This window comes from Bradyrhizobium sp. CSA112 (assembly GCF_029051645.1).
Classification (GTDB): Bacteria; Pseudomonadota; Alphaproteobacteria; order Rhizobiales; family Xanthobacteraceae; genus Bradyrhizobium.
This window is the reverse complement of record NZ_JAACFS010000019.1, coordinates 18,302-39,019: the sequence shown is the minus strand read 5'-3', so window position 1 is coordinate 39,019 and position 20,718 is coordinate 18,302. Positions and strand designations below refer to the sequence as shown.

Sequence of the window (20,718 nt, the reverse complement as noted above, 5' to 3'; positions counted from 1 at the left end):
CGCTACGCCGCCGGCTGCGCGACGTTGTCTTCAGTGGAAAGCAGATGAAGCAGCGCGCTCTTGATCGCGGCCTGGCGGGTCGGCGCGGTTATCTGGGCGCCGAGCAGGTCGGTAACGTAGAACACGTCGCGGGCGCGTTCGCCGAAGGTCGCGACATGGGCCGAGGCGATGTTGAGGTTGAGCTTCGAGATCGCGGTGGTGAGCTGGTACAAGAGGCCCGGGCGGTCGAGGCCGGAGACCTCGATCACGGTGTAGCGGTCCGACCACTGATTGTTGATGGTGACCTCCGGCTCGACCACGAAAGCGCGCACCTTGCCGCGGTTGGCCGCCTTGCGCGCCACAACTTCGGGCAGCCGCAATTTGCCTTCGAGCACGTGCTCGATCATCTCGCCGATCCTGGTCGCGCGCCGGCCCTCGTCCTCGTCGCGGTCATATTCCCTGGAGATAGAGATGGTGTCGAGCGCGCGGCCGTCGGTGGTGGTGTAGATCTGCGCGTCGACGATATTGGCGCCGGCGGACGCGCAGGCGCCTGCAATGATCGACAGCAGCCAGGGATGGTCGGTCGCAAGGATCGTCAGTTCGGTGACGCCGCGCGCCTCGTCGAAGCCGACATTGATCGCGAGCTGATGCCCGGCCTGTTCGCTGGCGCGGATGAACCGCGCCTGGCGGATTTTCCGCTGCAGATCGACCTTGAGCCAGTAGGCGGGATAATGCCGCCCGATATAGGCATTGAGCTCCTCCTCCGGCCATTCGGTGAAGGCGGCGCGGAATTCGGATTGTGCCACCGCAATGCGCTGCGCGCGGTTCACTTCCGAGAAGCCGCCGGTCAGCACCGGCTCGGTTTCGTAATACAGCGTGCGCAGCAACTGCGCCTTCCAGCCGTTCCACACGCCGGGGCCGACGCCCCGGATGTCGGCGGTGGTCAGGATGGTCAACAGCTTCATCTGCTCGACCGACTGCACCACGGCCGCGAAATTTTCAATCGTCTTGCGGTCCGACAGATCGCGCGACTGCGCCACCGTGGACATCGTCAGATGCTCTTCGATCAGCCATGCCACCAGCTCGGTGTCGGCGGCGTTGAAGCCGAGCCGCGGGCACAGCCGCCGCGCCACCTTGGCGCCGGCGATCGAATGATCCTCGAGCCTGCCCTTGGCGACGTCGTGCAGCAGGGTTGCGATGTAGAGCACCGCGCGATGCTCGGGCTGAATTTTGCGGAACAGGTCGCTCGCGACCGTGAACTCGTCATTGCCGCCGCGCTCGATCTCCTGCAGGTGGCCAATGCAGCGGATCAAATGCTCGTCCACCGTATAGTGGTGGTACATGTTGAACTGCATCATCGACACGATCTTGCCGAAGGCGCGGATGAAGTGACCGAGCACGCCGGCCTCGTTCATGCGCCGCAGCACGATCTCCGCGTTATCAGACGTCAGGATCTCCATGAACAGCCGGTTGGCCTCCGGATTCTCCCGAAGCTGGGTGTTGACCAACTTCAGCGAGCGCGTCACCGTGCGCATCGCATCGGGATGGAAGGCAAGGTTGTTCTTCTGCGCCAGATGGAAGATCCGGATCAGATTGACCGGGTCGTGCTTGAAGACGTCGGGCGCGGCGAGGTTGATGCGGTTGTTGTCAATGATGAAGTCGTCGCTGTCGGGTACCCGCCGCCGCTTCGCGCCCGGCCGCAGCCGCGCCACCATGCGGCTCAGCACCGGCGCGGGCTTGGCCTGCTCCTCTTCCAGCTTGGCGCACAGGATCGCGGTCAGGTCGCCGACGTCCTTGGCGATCAGGAAGTAGTGCTTCATGAAGCGTTCGACATCCTGCATGCCGGGGTGCGAGGTGTAGCCGAGCCTGACCGCGATTTCGCGCTGCATGTCGAACGACAACCGTTCCTCGGCGCGGCCGGAAACGAAATGCAAATTGCAGCGGACCGACCACAGGAAATCGGCGCAGCGGCGGAAGGTGCGATACTCCTGCGCGTCGAACACGCCGCGCTCGACCAGTTCGCCGGTCTCGCGTACGCGGTAGACGTATTTGGCGATCCAGAACAGCGTATGCAGGTCGCGCAGTCCGCCCTTACCATCCTTGACATTGGGCTCGACCAGATAGCGCGATTGCCCGGCGCGGCGGTGCCGCTCCTCACGCTCGGCGAGTTTGGCGGTAACGAAATCGGACGCTGTGCCCTGCACCACGTCCTTATCGAACCGCGCGACCAGTTCGTCATAGAGCGGCCGGTCGCCGGTCAAAAATCGCGTCTCGAGGATCGCGGTGCGGATCGTCATGTCGCCGCGCGCCTGGCGGATACATTCGTCGACCGAGCGCGTGGCGTGGCCGACTTTCAGTCCCATGTCCCACAGGCAATAGAGAATGGCTTCCGCGACCTGCTCGCCCCAGGCGGTCTGCTTGTAGGGCAGGATGAACAGCAGATCGATGTCGGATTCCGGTGCCATCAGGCCGCGGCCGTAACCGCCGGTGGCGACCACAGACATGCGCTCGGCGCCGGAGGGCACGTGCGAGCGATAGAGATGCCGCGTGGCGGCCGAATAGAGAATGCGGATGATTTCGTCCTGCATGAAGCAAAGCCGCTCCGCGCAGCGGCGGCCGTGGCGATCCTTCAGCAGTATGGCCTGCGCGGTCGCGCGCGCCGCGATCATCTCGGCCTTGAGCAGTTGCGCCAGCGCCGAGCGAAACACGTCCTCGCGGCCGGCATGCTTTTCGGCCAGCGCATCGACCGCCGCGGTGATCCGCGCGGTATCGAAACGATCATCTTCCCCCGAGGGGGCCTCAATCACGATGCTGTCCATGGCTACCCGATAACGGACGGCACAAAGGCTGTCACGGAGGATTGTACAGTCAGATCAAAGCTATGCTGCCCCCGACGCGAATGCCAGCCATAAGCTGTTGGAAAAACGTGGATTTCCCATGCGGCGTGTGGATGATCAGGGACCGTGATGACAGCGCGTCGATAGCGCTCTATATCCGGTGCACAAACAAAGTCGGGAGAACAAAATGGACGCCGCCGAACTTCGCGCGATGCAGGCCCCGATCAAGGAACGCTACAAGTCCGATCCCTCGGCCGCGGTCATTACGCTGAAAGCCAAAGGCTCGATCGACAATGAAGGCATCGCCTGCAAGGTCGAGACCGGTCGCGCGCTGGCAGTCGCGGGGCTCCATCCCGCCACCGGCGGCTCCGGTCTGGAGCTCTGCTCCGGCGACATGCTGCTGGAAGCCCTGGTCGCCTGCGCCGGCGTGACGCTGAAGTCGGTGGCCACCGCCGTCGATATTCCGCTCAGAAGCGGCAACGTCATCGCCGAAGGCGACCTGGATTTTCGCGGCACGCTCGGCGTCGACAAGGAAGTCCCGGTCGGGTTCGAGGAGATCCGCCTGCGCTTCGAGGTCGGAACGGACGCGCCGCAGGACAAGCTCGACCTGCTGCTCAAGCTCACCGAACGCTATTGCGTGGTTTATCAGACCATCAGGAACGGCCCGAAAGTTTCGGTGTCGATGAAACGGGTATGAGGCACATTGCCCGCCGTCGTCCCTGCGAACGCAGGGACCCATAACTACCGAAGTTCGTGGGTGCGGGAAGGGCCAATCACGAATCCCCGAAATCGAGAAGCCGCGGCGTATGGGTTCCTGCGTCCGCAGGAACGACGGATAGATGTCCCCCGAACTTGCCTTCATCCTGACGCTCGGCCTGCGCATGGCGATCACCGCCGCATTCGTGGTGACGGCTTCCATCGTCACCGAACGCTCGGGCCCCGTCATCGGTGCGCTGATCGCGACGCTGCCGATCTCGGCGGGGCCGTCCTACGTGTTCCTCGCGCTCGACCATGACGCGGCCTTCATCGCCGAGGGAGCGCTGGCGAGCCTGCCGATCAACGCCGCGACGATCTTCCTCGGGCTGACTTATGTCGTACTGGCGCAGCGCCATGGTGCACTGCTCAGTTGCTTCTCCGCGGTGGCCGTATGGCTCGCGCTCGCCGCCATCATCCGCTCGGTGCAATGGTCGCTAATCGGCGGCCTCATCGTAAACGTCATTGCGTTCGCCATCTGCGTGCCGCTGCTTGCCCGCTACCGCCACGCCAAGATGCCGCCGATCCGGCGCCGCTGGTACGACATTCCGCTGCGGGCATCGCTGGTCGCAACCTTGGTGGCGACGGTGGTCACGACATCTAGCTGGGTCGGCCCCAAGATCAGCGGCATGATCGCGCTGTTCCCGATCGTGTTCACCTCGATGATGCTGATCCTGCACCCGCGCATCGGCGGCCCGCCGACGGCCGCCGTGCTCGCCAACAGCGCCTGGGGCTTGATCGGACTCGGCATCGCGATTGCGGTGCTGCAGGTCGCCGCGCAGCAGTTCGGCTCGGCGATTGGGCTGAGCCTCGCGCTGGCGACATGTGTGGGGTGGAATCTCAGCCTGTGGTGGCTTGGGCGGAGGAAGGCGGCGCGCTGATCGTCATTCCGGGGCGATGCGCCAGCATCGAACCCGGAATCTCGAGATTCCGGGTCTGGTGCTTGCGCACCATCCCGGAATGACGGGATCAAACTTACCCCTTCGGCAGCTTCGCCTTCAGCGCATACAACGCTTCCAGCGCTTCGCGCGGCGACATCTCGTCGGGATGCAGCGCCTTCACGGCTTCCATCAATTGCTCGGCCTCACTCGGCGGTGCGGCTTCGGCGGCGGCGCGGGAGGGGACGGCGAACAGCGGCAGATCGTCGGCCAGCGCCCGCGCGGTCTGGCCGCGGTCCTGCGCCTCCAGCTTCGCCAGCACCGACTTGGCGCGCGTGATCACGGCCGGGGGGAGCCCTGCGAGTTTCGCGACCTGAATGCCGTAGGAGCGGTCGGCGGAGCCCGGCAGCACCTCGTGCAGGAACACGACGTCGCCCTGCCACTCCTTGACGCGCACGGTGGCGTTGAACATCCGTGGCAGTTTGGCCGAAAGCGCGGTCAGCTCGTGATAATGCGTGGCAAACAGCGCGCGGCAGCGATTGGCCTCGTGCAGATGCTCGATCGCGGCCCAGGCGATCGACAGGCCGTCGAAGGTCGCGGTGCCGCGGCCGATTTCATCGAGGATCACCAGCGAGCGCTCGCTGGCCTGGTTTAGGATGACGGCGGTCTCGACCATCTCGACCATGAAGGTGGAGCGGCCGCGCGCGAGATCATCGGCTGCGCCGACGCGCGAGAACAGGCGATCGACGACGCCGATCCGCGCGCGCGACGCCGGCACGTAGGAGCCGATCTGCGCCATCAGCGCGATCAGCGCGTTCTGGCGCAGGAACGTCGACTTACCGGCCATGTTCGGGCCGGTGATCAACCAGATCTGGCCGGCCCCCACCCTACCCTCCCCCGCTTGCGGGGGAGGGTAGGGTGGGGGTACAGGCGAGAGGTCGCAGGCATTGGCAATGAACGGCTGGCCGTCGCGCTTCAGCGCCTGCTCGACCACTGGATGCCGGCCGCCCTCAACGGCGAAGCCGAGCGAGCCGTCGACCTCTGGCCGCACGTAATTGTCGTCTATCGCAAGCTTCGCCAGCGCGGTCGCGACATCGAGCAGCGCGAACGCATGCGCCGCGGCGCGCAGATCGTCGCTGGCGGCGAGCGCCATCGCCGAGAGCCGCTCGAAGATTTCCAGTTCCAGATTGAGCGCGCGGTCGCCGGCATTGGCGATCTTGGCTTCGATCTCGCCGAGCTCGGACGTGGTGAAGCGGACCTGCCCCGCCAGCGTCTGGCGGTGGATGAAGGTTGCATTCAGCGGCGGCGCCATCAGTCTGTCGCCGTGCTGCGCCGTGACCTCGACGAAATAGCCGAGCACGTTGTTGTGCCGGATCTTGAGCGCCTTGATGCCGGTATCCTCCGCGTAGCGCGCCTGCATCGCGGCGACCACGAGGCGGGAGGCGTCGCGCAGGTTCCGGCTCTCGTCGAGCGCGGGCTCATAGCCCTCGCGGATGAAGCCGCCGTCGCGCTTGATCAGCGGCAGTTGCTCAGCGAGTGCGCGTTCGAATTCGCGGGCGAGATCGCGCGAGGGGCGGCGCAGCGCCTCCATCACGGCGATGATTTCAGCCGGTGCGGCTTCGAGCTGCGCGAGGCGCGCCAGCGCCTGGTCTGCCGCGAGAATGCCGTCGCGCAAAGCTGCAAGGTCGCGCGGGCCGCCGCGACCGACCGACAGCCGCGCCAATGCACGCGACATGTCGGGTGCAGCGCGCAGCGTGGTCCTGATATCGTCACGTGCGGCGCTATCGGTAACAAATGTCGCAATCGCATCCAGCCGCCGTGCAATCGCAGCGCTGTCGGTGAGCGGCGCCGCAAGCCGCTGCGCCAATAGCCGCGAGCCGGCGGCGGTCACCGTGCAATCGATCGCATCAAGCAGCGATCCGCGCCGCTCGCCCGCGAGCGTGCGGGTCAATTCGAGGTTGGCGCGGGTGGCGGGATCGATCGCCATCGTCGTGCCGGCGGCTTCGCGCGAGGGCGGCGACAGCGGCGGGCGCTTTCCGACCTGCGTGCGGTCGATATAGGTGACGGCGGCGGCCGCCGCGGTCGCCTCCAGCCGCGACATCGCCGAGAGACCGTCCATGGTCGCGACCGCGAAATAGTCGCAGAGCCGCCGTTCCGCAGTGGCACCGTCGAAGACATCGCGGGTGAGCGGCGTCACCGAGGGCAGTTCGCGCAGCACCGGACCGAGATCAGGATCGCCATAGAGCGCATCGGTAACGATCGCTTCATTCGGGTTGATCCGCGCCAGCGTCGCGGCGAGTTCCGCGGTCGAGCATTCCGTGACCATGAACTCGGACGTGGAGATGTCGATCCAGGCGAGCCCGATGCGATCGCCGCCGGAAGAGGCGCGGGCGCGCGCGATCGCCAGCAAATAATTGTTGGTGCGGGCATCCAGCAGCGTGTCTTCGGTCAGCGTGCCCGGCGTCACCAGGCGCACCACGCCGCGCGCCACCACGCTCTTATTGCCGCGGGCGCGTGCCGCGGCGGGATTCTCGGTCTGCTCGCACACCGCGACGCGATGGCCGGCGTTGATCAGGCGATGCAGATAGTCCTCGGAGCGCTCCACCGGCACGCCGCACATCGGGATATCCATGCCCTGATGCTTGCCGCGCTTGGTCAGCACGATGCCGAGCGTCCTGGAGGCAATTTCGGCGTCCTCGAAGAACAGCTCGTAGAAATCGCCCATCCGGTAAAACAGCAAGAGCCCGGGATGGGCGGCCTTGATCTCGAGATATTGTTCCATCATCGGCGTGACGCGCGAAGGTGCGTCAGTCGCCGGCGTGGCTTCGGGCGGTGCGGGGGCGGGGATGGATTGCTGGATCGTCATTACGGGCGGCAAACTACAAAATTTCGCCGCGCGGTCCTATTCCCATACCCGCGTTGTCAGAGTTTTCCACGCATCACGCCAGCGTTGAGGGCATGACGGACCCTCCGCGAAAGCGCCGCGGGGCGGGCATGCCTCAATTGACCTGCCGCGGGCACGCTCCTAAAACTCGCCATCAATTCTGGGTCAAACGCCTAAAGCACGGCATTCAGGGAGAGATTCTATGCGTGATGTATTCATTTGCGATGCCGTCCGGACCCCGATCGGCCGTTTCGGCGGCTCGCTCGCCAAGGTGCGCGCCGACGATCTGGCGGCGACCCCGATCAAGGCGCTGATGGCGAAACATCCCGATCTCGACTGGTGGCAGGTCGATGAGGTGTTTTTCGGCTGCGCCAACCAGGCCGGCGAGGACAACCGCAATGTCGCGCGGATGGCGCTGTTGCTCGCGGGCATGCCGGAGTCGGTTCCGGGTCAGACCCTCAATCGCCTCTGCGCGTCGGGCCTCGATGCGGTCGGCGCCGCGGGCCGGGCGATCCGCGCCGGCGAGATCGATTTCGCGATTGCCGGCGGCGTCGAATCGATGACCCGTGCGCCGTTCGTGATGGGCAAGGCGCCGGAAGCGTTCGCGCGCTCGGCCGAGATTTACGACACCACCATCGGCTGGCGCTTCATCAATCCCTTGATGAAGGCGCAGTATGGCGTCGACGCGATGCCGGAGACCGGCGAGAACGTCGCCGAGGAATTCCAGGTGTCGCGTGCCGACCAGGATGCGATGGCGATCCGCTCGCAGCAGCGCGCAGGTGCTGCGATCGCTTCCGGTTATTTCGCCGAGGAAATCACGCCGGTGTCGGTGCCGGGCGGCAAGGCCGGGCCTGTGATCGTCGACAAGGACGAGCATCCGCGCCCCGAGACGACGCTGGAGGGTCTTGCGAAACTGAAGCCGATCGTGCGCAATCCCGGCACGGTGACGGCCGGCAATGCGTCCGGCGTCAATGACGGCGCGGCGGCGATGATCCTCGCCTCCGAGCTAGCTGTGAAGAAGCACGGGCTGACGCCGCGGGCGCGCATCCTGGGGTTAGCCTCCGCCGCGGTGCCGCCGCGCATCATGGGCATCGGCCCGGTGCCGGCGACCAGGAAGCTGATGGAGCGGCTCGGCATCAAGATCTCTGACTTTGATTTGATCGAGCTCAATGAAGCCTTCGCCTCGCAGGGCATTGCCTGTTTGCGGCAACTGGGCGTCAAGGACGACGCCGACTTCGTCAACCCGCATGGCGGCGCGATCGCGCTCGGCCATCCGCTCGGCATGAGCGGCACGCGGCTCGCGCTAACGGCGGTGCACGGCATGGAGAAGCGGGGCGGCAAACTTGCTTTGGCAACCATGTGCGTCGGCGTCGGCCAGGGCGTTGCAGTCGCGATCGAAAAGATTAATTAAAACAGCGATTTGGGAGAGCGAAAAACAGTCCTTTCCCGAATTAGTTATGTCATATAATGATCTGCAGCGCGGCCCCGACGCGACGCGAGGGAGGAATTCATCATGACATTGGTCTATCCGGTGCAAAGTCTTGCGGCCCATCCGCCGCGGCTGTCTCCCGCCTACAAGAGCACGGTCAAGCGCTCGCCCTCCAAGCCCTTGATCCCGATGCGGCACACGCTGTCGGAATTGACCGGCCCGGTCTACGGCCACGAGACCGTGCGCGAGAACGATCACGATCTCACGGTTCAGGGCAAGGGCGAGCCGATCGGCGAGCGCATCATCGTGCACGGCCATGTGCTCGATGAAGATGGCCGCGGCGTCCCGAACGCGCTGGTCGAACTGTGGCAGGCCAATTCCTGCGGCCGCTACGTCCATGTCGTCGATCAGCATCCCGCGCCGCTCGATCCGAATTTCACCGGCGCCGGCCGCACGCAATCCGACGCGCAGGGCTATTACCGCTTCATCACCATCAAGCCCGGCGCCTACCCCTGGGGCAATCATCACAACGCCTGGCGGCCGGCCCACATCCACTTCTCGGTGTTCGGCCACTCGTTCGTCTCGCGTTTGGTGACGCAGATGTATTTCCCCGGCGATCCGCTGTTTCCGTTCGATCCGATCTTCAATTCGGTCACCGACGAGAAGGCGCGCAACCGGATGATCTCCGCGTTCGATCTGGAGAACACCAAGCCGGATTGGGCGCTGTGCTATCGCTTCAACATTGTGCTGCGCGGGCAGAGCGCCACGCCGATGGAGAACAGTTAAGTGCAACAGGCCAAACCGGACGGGATCACCCCGTCGCAAACCGTCGGTCCGTATTTCGCTTATGGCCTGACGCCGAACGGCAAGTATGACTGGAACGACGCGTTCAACAACAATTTGGTGACGCCTGACACGTCGGGTGAACGCATTCGCATCGAAGGACAGGTGTTCGACGGCGACGGCGCGGTCGTGCCGGACTGCATGCTGGAGATCTGGCAGGCGGACGCGCAGGGGCGCTTCTCCGACCCGCAGGACAAGCGGGCGCTGACGAATACGTCATTCAAGGGATTCGGCCGCATCGGCACCGATGCGAAGGGCGGTTACGCGTTCGACACCATCAAACCGGGGCAGGTCGCCGATCCCGACGGCAAGCCGCAGGCGCCGCACATCGTGCTTGCCGTGTTCGCGCGCGGCATGCTCCTGCATAACTATTCGCGGATCTATTTCGACGATGAGGCCGCCAACGCCACCGATCCCGTGCTGGCGCTGGTGCCGGCCGATCGTCGCTCGACGTTGATCGCGACGCGGCAGCCGGGCAGCGGCAACGCGGTCTATCGCTTTGATATCCATCTGCAGGGCGACAAAGAAACGGTGTTTTTCGACGTATAGCCGCAATTATTCAGACGAGGCGGCGCGACAGGCAAGACTTCGCACATGATGACGCTTCGCCAGGTCGAGGTGATCCGCGCCGTGATGGTGACCGGCACGATCGGCGGCGCTGCGAGGCTTCTGAACGTGTCGGCGCCCGGCATCAGCCGGCTGGTGAAATACACCGAGAAGTCACTGGGCGTTCGTTTCTTCCAACGGCAGAACGGGCGCTATTTTCCGACGGCGGAAGCCCGCAATATCTTCGAGCAGATCAACGGCGTCTACGAAAAGATGGATGATCTCACCGAGATCATCTCCAAGATCGGCCGCGGCGATCTGTCTGAGCTGCGCATCGGTTCGGTGCCGAGCATCTCGCAGGTCATGGTGCCGCGCGCGATCGAGCGGGTGCGGCGCCGCTATCCCGAACTGCGGATCGACATCAACATTCTCAAGATCGAGGAAGCCGTCGATTATCTGTTGCTCGGCCGGGGCGATTGCGTCGCCATGAGTTACCGGCTCGAGCATCCCGGCCTCGATTTCCTGCCGCTAGCGTCGGGCGAGTTGTTCTGCATCGTTCCGGCCGGGCACGAGCTTGCCGGATGCAAGCAGGTCTCGGCCGCGGAGATCATCCGCTATCCGCTGATCGGGATCGATCCCAACGATCCCTATGGGCGGATCATGGCGGAGATATTTGCCCGCAGCAAACTCGACTACGACATCACCATCCGCGCGCGCTTCGGCACGACCGTGTGTGCGCTGGTCAAGGCCGGTCTCGGCATTGCCGTGATCGACCAGTTCACTGTCGCCCATGGCGGTTATCCCGGCATCGAATTGCTGAAAATTGTCGAGCCGACCAGGTTCGACACCTACATTGCGGTGAAGCGCGGAGCGCCGTTGTCGCTTCACATCGAGCATTTCATCGACTGTCTGCGCTCGGAAATGCGGGCGGTGGGGCCAAGTAAGACAGCGTCGCGAAAGCCCGATTCCAGGCCTCGCAAGAAATAACATGATGTTATCTATCCGGCATAAATGGGTAATTGTGTTAGGTCGGCAAAGGGCTATCGTCGGGCCGGATCGGGACCTGTCCCGAGCACACCGCTGCCGCTAACGCGCATTGCACCTGATGATGAGAACATGAGTTCTGCCGCCCGACCTCCTGCTCCGGCCGACCGCCGCTTTCTCACCGGCCTGATCGGTGCGCCGATCGCGCATTCGGCGTCGCCGGCGATGCATGAGCGGGCCGCCGAAGCGCTCGGCGCGCATTGCCATTACCAGCTCATCGAAGTCGCAGGCGCTGGCCGCGAGGAATTGCGGCGGCTGCTCGACGGCGTGCGCCGACTGGGCTTTGCGGGCGTCAACGTCACCTTTCCGTATAAGGAAGCGGTGGTTTCCCTGCTCGATGAATTGTCGCCTGGGGCGCGTGCGATCGGCGCGGTCAACACCGTCGTGGTCAGGGATGGTCGGCTGATCGGATACAACACCGACACGACAGGGTTTGCCCGGGCGATCGCTGAGCTTATCCGAGATCCCGCGCAGAGCCGCGTCGCCGTGATCGGTGCAGGCGGCGTCGGCAAGGCGATCGCCTTCGCACTGGTGCAGACCGGCGTGGGCAAGATCAGGATCTTCGACACGGACCGTGCCAAGGCCGACCAACTCGCCGCACAGCTCAAGAGCCAGGGCGAAGCAAGGGCTGCCGACAGCGTCGAGGACGCGATGAGCGGCGCTACCGGGGTCGTCAACGGCTCGCCGGTCGGCATGTTGCCGAACCGTGGCACGCCGATCCCGGACACGCTGTTGCACAAGGACCTGTGGGTGGCAGACGCGGTCTACACGCCGCTCTGGACGCCGCTGCTGAACGCTGCAAAGGCTGAGGGCGCGGAGGTCATGACCGGGCGCGAACTCGCGATCTATCAGGCCGCCGACGCATTCGAACTGTTTACGGGATTGAAGCCATCGGCCATCGAGATGGGAAATGCATTCGACGCCGTGATGGCCAAACGCTACGCTGAAGTGAACGCAGCCTAAAACGCGGCCGGTCACAAGGTCGCTTGTTGTAACGAGAAGAGGGGATGGAAATGAGATCTGGAATTTTTGCTGGGCTCCTGCTTGCCACCGTGTCGGCCACGGCCGCATTCGCGCAGGGAGCGCCGATCAAGCTCGCCAATGTCGCCGAACTGTCAGGCGGCGGCGCCACTGTCGGCAACAACTGGAAGAACGGTATCGACCTTGCGATCGAGGAAGTGAACGCCAAGGGCGGGTTGCTCGGCCGCAAGCTGGAAGTCACGCATGCGGATTCGCAATCGAATCCGGGCGTCGCACGCGCGCAGGTGCAGAAGGCGCTCGACAACGAGCCCTACGTCCTGCTCGGGCCCGGCTATTCCGGCTCGGTCAAGGTCACTTCGCCGCTCGCCGCCGAAGCCGGCATCGCGCAGATCATGGGCGGCGAAGCCGCTGAACTGACGCAAGGCGGCAACAAGTTTCTGTTCCGCACCTCGTTCGGCCAGCAATCCTCGATGCCGAAGGTTGCCAAATATATCAACGACGAGCTGAAGGCGAAATCGGTCGCGATCGTCTGGGTCAACAACGACTTCGGCAAGGGTGGCCGCGACGTCATCACCAAGGAATTTGCCAAGTACAATATCAAGGTCGCGGCTGACATCTCGACCGAAGCCGGACAGGCCGATTTCGCCGCCGACGTCAGCAAGATCAAGGCCGCCGCGCCGGATGTGGTGTTCGTCTATGTCAACGAGGAAGAGAGCGCGCGGATGCTCAAGGAGCTGAAGCGCCAGGCGATCACGGTGCCGTTGGTCGGCGAGACGACGCTGGTCGGCCAGAAAGTTGTCGAACTCGCCGGCGATGCCGCGAACGGCGCGCGCGGCCATGTCGGCTTGACTACCGATGCGCCGGTCGATCTGGTCAAGGCCTTCCGGGAGAAGTTCGTCAAGAAGTACAACTACGTCCCTGATCATAACGGGCTGAAGGGCTATCTCGCGATCTACATGATCAAGGCCACCACCGAGAAGATGGGCAAGGTCGATTCCAAGGCGTTCGCTGACAATTTGCACGGTCTCACCATCAAGGCCGCGAGCGAGCCCGGCATCCTGATGGATGTGACCTTCGATGAGAAGGGCGACATCGATCGCCAGGGATTCCTGGTCGAGATCGTCGAGGGCAAGCAGGTCGTCAAGCAGGTGTTGCCGAAGCTGAACTGAGCTGTGGTGAGAACCGTGGTCAGATGAGTCGAGCCGCGACGACGCTGCGCTCCCTCTCCCGCTTGCGGGGGAGGGCTGGGGTGGGGGTGTCGCCGCGAGTCACACTGCTCGTGTGGAGAGAGTTTCCCCCACCCGCATCGCATCTGTCGATGCGATGCGACCTCCCCCGCAAGCGGGAGAGGTGGGGGACGACGGAGCGGCCGACTGATTCTATCTGACTGAGCCGATGTGTTGAGTAGCGGAGCTAACTTCCGCGTCGTGAGGGGAGAAGCATGTCCAATCTGCTCGATCTGCTCGTGGCAGGCCTTGCGACCGGCGCGATCTACGCGCTCGTTGCGGTCGGTTTCACGTTGCTGTGGCAGACATCGCAAACCATCAATTTCGCACAAGGCGAATTCGTGATGTTGCCGGCGTTCCTGATGCTGGCGGTGATGCATGCGGGCGCGCCGTTCTGGCTCGCGATCATTCTCGGCATCCTGCTGTCGCTGCTGCTGCTCGGGCTCGGCTTCAAGCTGTTGCTGGTCGACCCGATGCTGCGACACGGCGTACTGCCGCTGGCGATTGCGACCATGGCGCTGGCGATCGGCATGAAGGAGGCGGTGAAGCAGTTCTTCAGCGCCGAGGCGTCGCCGTTTCCCTCCATCGTGCCGGCGGGTGACGTCTCGATCCTCGGCCGGGTGGTCTCATTGCAGAGCCTCGGGGTGCTTGCGCTTGCGATCGCGGTGGTGATCGGCCTCACCGCGCTCCTGAATCGCACCTCGATCGGCCACCAGATGCAGGCGACCGCACAGAATCCGACGGTCGCCCGTATCATCGGCGTGCCGGTCGAACGCATGATCCTGCTGACCTTCCTGATCAACGCCTTTCTGGTGGCGCTGGCCTCGCTGCTGATCACGCCGATCTATCTTGCTAAATTTTCCAGCGGCGAGGTACTGGGGCAGGCGGCGTTCATCGCGGCGATCGTCGGCGGTTTCAACCAGGTTCGCGGCGCCATCGCCGGCGGGCTCTTGATCGGCGTGGTGGACAATCTGGCCGCCGCCTATGTGTCGACGCAGTACCGCGCCGCGGTGCCGCTGATCCTCCTGATCGTGATCATTCTTTTCCGCCCGCAGGGACTGCTCGGCCGGCCCGAGGAGCGCACGGTATGACCGCCACGGGGAAATATCTGCGTATCGCGCTCGGCGTCGCCGTCATCGCGGCCCTGATCATCGTGCCGATGAACTTCAACCGCTACGGGCTCTACATCCTCAGCCAGTGGGCGGTGATGACGATCGCCGCGATGGGGCTCAATTTGACGCTGGGATATGCCGGCCAGGTCTCGCTGGCGCAGGGCGCGTTCGTCGGCATCGGCGCCTATGCGGCGGCGATCATGACCACGCAGGGCATGCCGCTGGTGGCGGCGCTCGCCGTTGCCATCGTGCTGTGCTTCGCCATCGGCTGGATCCTCGGCTATCCCGCCCTGCGCGTGCAGCATCACTATCTGGCCTTCGTCACGCTGGCGTTCTCGACGCTGGCGTTCCTGATATTCCGCAATGAGGACTGGCTCACCAAGGGCATCTACGGCATATCCAACATTCCGCGGCCCAACGTTCTGGGCTTCGCCACCAACCGGCCGCTGCCGTTTTATTATTTCTGTCTCGGCTCGCTCGGTATCGTCTCGCTGGCGATGTGGTGGCTGATCCGCTCGCCCTGGGGACGCGCCTTCGTGGCGCTGCGCGAAAATCCGGTGCGGGCGCTGTCGCTCGGCATCGATACGCGGCGCTACACGCTAATGGCATTTGCGATCGGATCGGCACTCGGCGGTGTCGCCGGCACGCTCTATGCGCCGCTGACGCAGTATATCGATCCGGTTCCCTTCAACCTCTCGCTCTCGCTCGACCTGTTGATGATGGTGATCGTCGGCGGCTCAGGCTTCTTCTTCGGGCCGTTCCTCGGCGCCATGATTGCAGTGCTGCTGCCGGAGTGGCTGCGCTTCACGCAGGGCTATTATTTGATGCTCTATGCGGTCGCCGTGATACTGCTGCTGATCTACTCGCCAACCGGCATCCTCGGCATCCTCGACCGCTATCTGGCCGAGCGCCGCACCAAGGCGGCATCAGCACTGCGCGCGGTCGCCAAATCCAGGCTGGAGACGGCGCCATGACCGCAGTGCTCGAAGTCAGCAACATCAAGAAGAGCTTTGGGGGCATCAAGGCCGTCGACGGCGTCAGCTTCGACGTGCAGGAGGGCGAGATCCTCGGCCTGATCGGCCCGAACGGCTGCGGCAAGTCCACGCTCTTCAACTGCATCCTCGGCCAGCTCACGCCGACCGATGGCGAAGTGAAGGTCGACGGCAAGGTCGTCACCGGATTGCGGCCGTCGGAGCTTAATCGCCTCGGCGTCAGCCGCACCTTCCAGCTCCTGCAGGTGTTTCCGAAACTGTCGGTGCGGGAGAACTTGATCCTTGCCGGGCAGGAGCATCAGGGCAACATGATGTCGCGGCTGTTCGGCGCCTCCGATGCGGGTCTGACCGCGGTGGCCGACCAGATGATCGGCTTCTTCAAGCTCGATCATCTCGCCACCGAAGCCGCGGGCGGGCTGTCGTACGGCCAGCAGAAGCTGCTCGACGCCGCGATGGCGTTCATGGGCGGGCCGCGGCTGGTGCTGCTCGATGAGCCGGCCGGCGGCGTCAACCTCACCATGCTCGGGGACCTCAAGGAGCGGCTGGCGGCGATCAACCGCGAGAAGCGCGCCACCTTCGTGGTGATCGAGCACAACATGGAATTCGTGATGTCGCTGTGCACCCGCGTGATGGTGATGGCGGAAGGCAAGCTGCTGGCGATGGGCACGCCGGCCGAAGTCCGCGCCAATCCCGCCGTCATTGAAGCCTATCTCGGTCACTGAAGGGATCGATCCATGAGCGATAGCATCCTGGATGTTCAAGGCCTCGTCGGCGGCTACGGCAAGATGACGATCCTCAATGGCACCAGCTTCTCGGTGCCCGCGGGCTCCATCACCACCGTGATCGGCCCCAACGGTGCTGGAAAGTCCACCGTATTCAAGGCGATCTTCGGATTATTAAAGCTGCGCGAAGGCAGGATCGTATTCAAAGGGCGGGACATTACCGGGCTGAGCCAGCGCGAATTGCTGACGTCAGGCATCTGCTACGTGCCACAGGGGCGCAACATCTTCCCGGAATTGTCGGTGCGCGACAACATCCAGCTCGGCGCCGTCGTCGCCGGGCGTGACATCACCGATCTGCCTGATCGGATCGAGGCGGCGCTCGATAAATTCCCGGTGCTGCGCAAGAAGGCGACGCAGCAGGCGTCGACGCTGTCGGGCGGCGAGCAGAAGCAGCTAGAAATCGTCCGCGGCCTGCTGCTCAACCCGCAACTGGTGCTGATCGACGAGCCGTCGATCGGGCTTTCGCCATTGATGGTGCAGCAGACCTTCAACATTCTGAAAGATCTCCGCGACCGCGGCGTATCGATCCTGATGATCGAGCAGAACGCGCGCTCCGCGCTCGAAATATCCGACTACGGCATCGTGCTCGAGCTCGGCCAGACCCGTCTTGTCGACACCGCCGAGCGCGTGTTGAACGATCCCCGCATCGGGCAATTGTTCCTGGGCGGCGCCATGACGGGAACCGCGGCATGAACAAGCGCTCGATCGCCACGGTATCGCTGAGCGGCGCACTCGATGAAAAGCTGCGCGCGATCGCTGCGGCGGGCTTCGACGCCGTCGAGATCTTTGAGAACGACTTGCTGTCGTTCAGCGGCAGCCCGCGGGACGTCGGCCAGATGTGCCGGGATCTCGGGCTTTCGATCTGCGCCTTCCAGCCGTTCCGTGATTTCGAGGGCATGCCGGAGCCGCAGCGCACCCGCAATTTCGCGCGCGCCGAGCGCAAGTTCGACCTGATGCAGGAACTGCAGACCGATCTGATGCTGATCTGCAGCAACATCTCGCCGGCCTCGCTCGGCGGCATCGACCGTGCGGCCGCCGATTTTCGTGAGCTTGGTGAGCGGGCTGCCGCGCGGGGCTTGCGCGTTGGATATGAGGCGCTCGCCTGGGGGCTTCACGTCAACGATTACCGCGATGCCTGGGAGATCGTGCGGCGCGCCGACCACAATTCGATCGGCATCATTCTCGACAGTTTTCATGCGCTGGCGCCGTCGTTCCCGACGATGCCGATTCAATCGATCCCGGCCGACAGGATATTTCTGGTGCAACTGGCCGACGCGCCGAAACTCGGCCTCGACGTCTTGTCCTGGAGCCGGCACTTCCGCTGCTTCCCGGGTCAGGGCGACCTGCCGGTCGCGCGGTTCGTGGAAGCCGTGCTCGCCACCGGCTATACGGGCCCGCTGTCGCTGGAGATATTCAATGACCAATTTCGCGCCGGCTCCGCGGTCCGCACCGCGACCGACGGCCTGCGTTCACTGATCTTGCTCGAGGACGACGTCCGCGGCACGGCGCAGGGCGCGCCGGCCATGCCGCTGCAGCCGAAGGCGCGCAGCCGCGGCGTCGGCTTCATTGAATTTGCTCTCAGCGAAGAAAAGGCCCGCGACCTCGCGGCGCTGTTCGACCAGCTCGGCTTTCGCAAGACCGGCGCTCACCGCAGCAAAGATGTCGAACGCTGGTCGCAGGGCCACATTGACCTTGTGATCAACTGCGAACCGGATGGCTTTGCGCATTCGCATTTTGTTGCGCATGGCCCCGGCGTCTGCGCCATCGCGGTTGACGTCGACGATGCCGGCCGGACCATGGCGCGCGCGGAGGCGTTGCAGGCACGGACTTTCTACCAGCCGGTCGGGCCGGGCGAACTCGAGATTCCCGCGATCCGCGGCGTTGGCGGCAGCCTACTATATTTCCTGGAAGATGCCGGCAAGAATTGGGACCTCGATTTCGAGCCGCTGCGCAGCGACGCGGCCGACGACCAACTCGATGCTGTCGACCATATTTCGCAGTCGATGCCCTATGACGAGATGCTGTCGTGGCTGTTGTTCTACACCGGCATTCTCGATCTGGAGCGTCTGCCGCAGATGGAGATCGCAGATCCCGTGGGGCTGGTGCAGAGCCAGGCGCTCATCAATGGCAATCGGAGCCTGCGCGTGGTGCTCAATGGTTCATCGGCCACCCGCACGCTATCGGCCCGTTTCATCCACGAATTCTTTGGCTCCGGCGTGCAGCACGTCGCGTTCTCCTGCCGCGATATCTTCGCCGCGGTCGCGGACATGCGCTCGCGCGGTGCGGACTTCCTGAAGATTCCCGACAATTACTACGACGATATCGAAGCCAAATATGGCCTCGACGCCGCGACCATGGCCGCCCTTCGCCACAACCAGATTCTGTACGACCGTGAAGGTGAGGGCGAATTCTTCCAGGTCTACACCCACGCGTTCGACGAGCGGTTTTTCTTCGAGATCGTCGAGCGCCGCAACTATCACGGCTTCGGCGCCGCTAACGCTGCGATCAGGCTCGCGGCCCAAACCCGGGAATCGCGGCCGCTGACCGTTCCCAAGGCGTGACACTTCGGGCTGGAAAACAAGAAGACTGAAAGGGGAGCGAGACGATGTCGATCAAAGGGAAGGGAACTCGTGCGGCATTACTGCTTGCCGCCCTCGGTTATCTGACGCCGGCGCTGGCCGATTCGCTTTCCTGCGACGACGGCATCAAGGCCGCCTTTCGCCCGGACGCCGACACAAAGGTCGTCGCGGTTCGGCTGGTGAAGAAAGGGGAAGAGCTGAAGGCGCCCGACGCGCCGCAGCCGGTGACGGCGGCGGCCGACCTTTGCCTTGTAAAGTTGCTGGTCGGCCCCGGCGCTACGGCGGAAAAGGACAGCAACGCGCGCTCCTATTCCGAAGGCATCGGCATCGAGGTCTGGCTGCCGACGCACGCCAACTGGAACGAGCGCATCCGCAACTATGGCGGCGGCGGATGGGTCGGCGGCGGTCATCGCTATGCCGACAAGATCGGCAGCAAGGTGCCTGCGATCGTCAACGCCAATATCGGCTACGCGTCTGGCACGACGGATGCGGGCCAGCCCTGGTATCAGGATGGTTCGTTCGCGTTTCTGTCCGATGGCAAGGTCAACGTGGAAGCGCTTCGCGACTTCTCGGTGCGAGCGATGGTGGAGCAGGCCGTCAAGACCAAGGCGCTGGTCAATCTCTACTACGGCAAGGCGCCGAAATTTACCTACTATGACGGCCACTCGCAGGGCGGCCGGCAGGGCATGAAGCTCGTGCAGGAACACCCCGAGCTTTACGACGGCTACATGATCGCGCAGCCGGCGCTGAACATCGCCAAATTCGGAACGGCGGGACTGTATCCCCAGATCGTGATGAAGACCGAGCTCGGCTCTACGTCGGCGAACAAGATCGAGGCCGCAGCCTTTGCCGCCAAGGTCGCCGCCGCCAACAAGCGCGCGGTTGCCGTCTGCGACAAGGCCGGCCTCGGCTTCCTGCTCGATCCCTTTGCCTGCGACTACAATCCCGCGCGCGACGCCGAGCTGCTGTGCGCGCGCGAGGCCGGCGAGGGCGTCACTGGAACTAATGCCGACGCCGCGACCTGCATGAGCCTCAAAGAGGCGAATGCGCTGAACCGGATCTGGTACGGCGCCACCAGCGATGGAAGTTTCGATGTTGCCCAGAGCTCGGACGCGCGGTCCGGCAAATCGCTTGGCAAGAGCCAGCTCTGGTGGACGTTCACCAAGAGCACCGACATCGGGACCCTGATCACCAGCGCCTCCTCCTATGGCGTTGCGTTGGCGCTGCAGGATGTCAGCTACGCGCCCGATGCCAGTACGTCATCAGGCACGCCGATCACCAATGCCTCGACCAATGTGCGCAACAAATGGCTGGAGCTGGATTACGCCGGCCTCGCCGATGCCGTGAACAAGGCCGTCGCGTTGCAGCCGACGCTGTTCAGCGACCTCATCACGGACAAGGCGGACCTTGCAAAGCTGCGCGATCTCGGCCGCAAGGTGATCGTCTACACCGGCCTCGTCGACGACGCGATCCCGCCCGCCGGCAACATCAATTATCACGAGCGCGTGGTGGCGGCGATGGGCGGCCATGCCGAGGTACAGAAGTTCATGCGGATGTATCTCGTGCCGAGTTCGGCGCACAGCTCGCAAGGTCGGGCCTATACCGTCGGCGGCAAGAACGACAGCGTGCCGCTGCCGAAACTGCCCGGTAACGCCAACCAGACGCCGACGCGCGAGCAGGACCAGTTCTTCACGGCTCTGGTGGATTGGGTCGAGAAGGGCAGCGCGCCAGGTGAAATCATGCTGACATCGCGCGACAAGAGCCTCAGCTATCCCGTCTGCGTCTATCCGCTGCGGACAAATTGGAGCGGCAATGGGGATGTAAAGCAGGCGGCAAGCTATAGCTGCCGGTAG

At 64.1% G+C, this 20,718-nt stretch carries 16 protein-coding genes; 14 read left to right on the top strand and 2 right to left on the bottom strand.

Annotated elements, in window-relative coordinates; translation table 11 throughout:
• Positions 1 to 2 precede the first annotated feature (2 nt).
• Positions 3 to 2,798 (bottom strand): [protein-PII] uridylyltransferase, encoded by a 2,796-nt coding sequence (locus GWE18_RS26225; RefSeq protein ID WP_275188585.1) that lies wholly within the window; start codon positions 2,796 to 2,798, stop codon positions 3 to 5.
• Between the two features lie 205 nt (positions 2,799 to 3,003).
• Here GWE18_RS26225 and GWE18_RS26220 point away from each other — a divergent pair, with 205 nt between their 5' ends.
• Entirely contained in the window at positions 3,004 to 3,513 is a 510-nt protein-coding gene (locus GWE18_RS26220; RefSeq protein WP_275188584.1) for an OsmC family protein, read from the top strand.
• Positions 3,514 to 3,655: 142 nt separating this feature from the next.
• Positions 3,656 to 4,450: a hypothetical protein gene (locus tag GWE18_RS26215; RefSeq protein ID WP_275188583.1), complete on the top strand. Its 795-nt coding sequence runs from the start codon at positions 3,656 to 3,658 to the stop codon at positions 4,448 to 4,450.
• A 94-nt stretch (positions 4,451 to 4,544) separates the two neighbouring features.
• On the opposite strand, the gene mutS is transcribed toward GWE18_RS26215, so the two are convergent.
• On the bottom strand, positions 4,545 to 7,313 hold the full coding sequence (mutS, locus tag GWE18_RS26210) for a DNA mismatch repair protein MutS (RefSeq protein WP_275188582.1): 2,769 nt from the start codon (positions 7,311 to 7,313) through the stop codon (positions 4,545 to 4,547).
• A 220-nt stretch (positions 7,314 to 7,533) separates the two neighbouring features.
• On the opposite strand from mutS, the gene pcaF reads away from it, so the two are divergent.
• The 12 genes from pcaF to GWE18_RS26150 all read left to right on the top strand — a co-directional run bounded on the left by pcaF (position 7,534) and on the right by GWE18_RS26150 (position 20,718).
• A complete protein-coding gene (pcaF, locus tag GWE18_RS26205; RefSeq protein WP_275188581.1) occupies positions 7,534 to 8,742 on the top strand; it encodes a 3-oxoadipyl-CoA thiolase in 1,209 nt (402 codons plus the stop codon).
• Positions 8,743 to 8,844: 102 nt separating this feature from the next.
• On the top strand, positions 8,845 to 9,546 hold the full coding sequence (gene pcaH, locus GWE18_RS26200) for a protocatechuate 3,4-dioxygenase subunit beta (RefSeq protein ID WP_275188580.1): 702 nt from the start codon (positions 8,845 to 8,847) through the stop codon (positions 9,544 to 9,546).
• Positions 9,547 to 10,152 carry a protocatechuate 3,4-dioxygenase subunit alpha gene (pcaG, locus tag GWE18_RS26195; protein ID WP_275188579.1) on the top strand — a complete coding sequence of 202 codons (606 nt, stop codon included), beginning with the start codon at positions 9,547 to 9,549 and terminating at the stop codon, positions 10,150 to 10,152. It abuts the gene before it with no gap.
• A 45-nt stretch (positions 10,153 to 10,197) separates the two neighbouring features.
• Entirely contained in the window at positions 10,198 to 11,136 is a 939-nt protein-coding gene (locus GWE18_RS26190) for a LysR family transcriptional regulator (protein ID WP_275188578.1), read from the top strand.
• 129 nt (positions 11,137 to 11,265) lie between these two features.
• The gene (locus GWE18_RS26185) at positions 11,266 to 12,156 is read left to right on the top strand and encodes a shikimate dehydrogenase (protein WP_275188577.1); all 891 of its coding nucleotides are present in this window, start codon (positions 11,266 to 11,268) and stop codon (positions 12,154 to 12,156) included.
• Positions 12,157 to 12,206: 50 nt separating this feature from the next.
• The gene (locus GWE18_RS26180; protein ID WP_275188576.1) at positions 12,207 to 13,343 is read left to right on the top strand and encodes an ABC transporter substrate-binding protein; all 1,137 of its coding nucleotides are present in this window, start codon (positions 12,207 to 12,209) and stop codon (positions 13,341 to 13,343) included.
• Between the two features lie 272 nt (positions 13,344 to 13,615).
• A complete protein-coding gene (locus tag GWE18_RS26175; protein WP_057853701.1) occupies positions 13,616 to 14,491 on the top strand; it encodes a branched-chain amino acid ABC transporter permease in 876 nt (291 codons plus the stop codon).
• Positions 14,488 to 15,486, top strand: coding sequence for a branched-chain amino acid ABC transporter permease (locus GWE18_RS26170; protein WP_275188575.1), 999 nt, complete (start codon positions 14,488 to 14,490; stop codon positions 15,484 to 15,486). The genes GWE18_RS26175 and GWE18_RS26170 overlap by 4 nt, the downstream gene beginning before the upstream one ends.
• Positions 15,483 to 16,226 carry an ABC transporter ATP-binding protein gene (locus tag GWE18_RS26165; protein ID WP_275188574.1) on the top strand — a complete coding sequence of 248 codons (744 nt, stop codon included), beginning with the start codon at positions 15,483 to 15,485 and terminating at the stop codon, positions 16,224 to 16,226. The genes GWE18_RS26170 and GWE18_RS26165 overlap by 4 nt, the downstream gene beginning before the upstream one ends.
• A 12-nt stretch (positions 16,227 to 16,238) precedes the next feature.
• A complete protein-coding gene (locus tag GWE18_RS26160) occupies positions 16,239 to 16,979 on the top strand; it encodes an ABC transporter ATP-binding protein (protein WP_275188573.1) in 741 nt (246 codons plus the stop codon).
• Entirely contained in the window at positions 16,976 to 18,847 is a 1,872-nt protein-coding gene (locus GWE18_RS26155; protein ID WP_275188572.1) for a sugar phosphate isomerase/epimerase and 4-hydroxyphenylpyruvate domain-containing protein, read from the top strand. Before GWE18_RS26160 ends, GWE18_RS26155 begins: the two co-directional genes overlap by 4 nt.
• A 44-nt stretch (positions 18,848 to 18,891) precedes the next feature.
• Positions 18,892 to 20,718: a tannase/feruloyl esterase family alpha/beta hydrolase gene (locus GWE18_RS26150; protein ID WP_275188571.1), complete on the top strand. Its 1,827-nt coding sequence runs from the start codon at positions 18,892 to 18,894 to the stop codon at positions 20,716 to 20,718.